The organism is Bacillus sp. JJ1474, from assembly GCF_036965225.1.
Classification (GTDB): Bacteria; Bacillota; Bacilli; order Bacillales; family Cytobacillaceae; genus Cytobacillus.
In genome coordinates, this window is the sequence record NZ_JBALPC010000178.1 from 1 (window position 1) to 1869 (window position 1869).

Here is a 1869-nt window from a genome sequence, read left to right on the forward strand (position 1 = left end):
AAACCTCCACTGATTGAAGTTTCACTTTATTGTTTAAATATTCCGTAAAAAGAGATATGATAAGATTATCGATTATTATTTAGGGATTCGAAGTATTGAATAAATATAGTGCTAACACTCGAAAACAGCTTTGGAGGAAGACGAATGTTAAAGGTATTATCCTATTTAAAGCCCTACCGGATAGCGGTAGCTGTTGCGCTTGCCTTAACGCTGACAGAGCTTGCTGTCGAACTTGTTCAGCCCTTGTTCATGGCAAAGATTATTGACGAGGGTATTTTAAAAAGTGATCTATCTGTTGTTATTAAATGGGGAAGCATCATGCTTGTATTTTCACTTATTTCTTTAGCGGCAGGTGTTCTCAATTCCTTTTATGCAGCCCATGCAAGTCAGAGCTTTGGATTTGATATTCGCAGAAGCCTATTTGAAAAGGTGCAATCTTTTTCTTTTGCCAACTTTAATCTATTTCCAGCATCATCTCTAATTACGAGGATGACGAATGATATCACCCAAATCCAAAATACGTTATTTATGAGTCTGCGAATTATGCTTCGGGCTCCACTGATGATTATTGGCGGGCTTTTCATGGCATTTTTCGTCAATGTGAAGCTGGCACTTATTTTATTCATAGTTGTTCCTTTTTTATTTATTTTTCTAAAGTGGCTCATGAGCATCGGGGGAGCTCTATTCAAAACGGTCCAGGAAAAATTGGACACAGTGAATGGTGTCATGCGAGAAACCTTAACAGGTATTAGGCTAATAAAAGCTTTTATTAGAAGGAAGCACGAAGTAAAACGTTTTACACGTGCAAATGAGGATTTAAAGGATCAAACGATTAAGGCATTGAGATTAATGGAAATTACGATGCCTGTGCTATTGATTATTATGAATATCTCGATTTTAGGTGTGCTCTGGTTTGGAAGCATCCAGGTGAATAGCGGCGGAGTCAAGGTAGGGGAAGTGGTTGCTATTGTCAACTATGCGACTAGAATTACCGGGGCATTCTCGATTTTTTCCTTTATTATTATGGCTTTTTCCCGTGCTCATGCTTCTTCCAATCGGATTGTTGAAGTTCTTGATGCAAAGGTGGATCTTTCTGATCAGGAAGATGCCGATTCAACTTTCTATGTAAAAGAAGGGAAGGTTGAATTTAAGCATGTTTCCTTTCAATATCCAGATACAGAATCACCGGCGCTTACGAATATTACTTTTACTGTAAACCCTGGACAAACGGTGGCGATATTAGGGGCAACCGGCTCAGGAAAAACCTCTCTATTTCAGCTTATTCCAAGACTTTATGATGTGAATGATGGGGAGGTTCTGATTGATGGAATCAATGTCCGTGAAATGAAAATGGAAAATCTGCGCAGGAAAATTGGATTTGTGCCACAGGAAGCTGTTTTGTTTACTGGTACAGTAAAAGAAAATATTGCATGGGGAAAAGAAAATGCCTCTATGGACGAAATCATTGAAGCAGCAAAAGATGCCCAAATCTATGAGACCATCAAAGGATTTCCAAATATGTTTGAAGCGAAGCTTGGGCAAAAGGGAGTGAATCTTTCAGGGGGGCAAAAGCAGAGACTATCCATTGCGAGGGCCCTAGTTAGGAAGCCCAAAATTCTTCTTCTAGACGATAGCACAAGTGCTTTAGATAGGAGAACAGAGGCAAAGTTACTTGAAGCTTTAAAGAATTATACATGTACGACCTTCATTATCACACAAAAAATCAGCACTGCGATGGAGGCAGACCGGATTTTACTTCTGGAGGAAGGGAAACTCCTAGCAGAAGGAACCCATGAATCCCTGTTAGAGAAATCTCCACTCTATCGAGAAATCTTCCGATCTCAAATGAGAGAGGAGAGAAGAAATTAT

Annotated in this window: 1 protein-coding gene; it reads left to right on the forward strand. The window is 39.4% G+C overall.

What is annotated here, in order from left to right; translation table 11 throughout:
* Nucleotides 1–144 precede the first annotated feature (144 nt).
* On the forward strand, nucleotides 145–1869 hold a 1725-nt coding region (locus tag V7164_RS19615), incomplete at its 3' end, for an ABC transporter ATP-binding protein (RefSeq protein WP_335355005.1).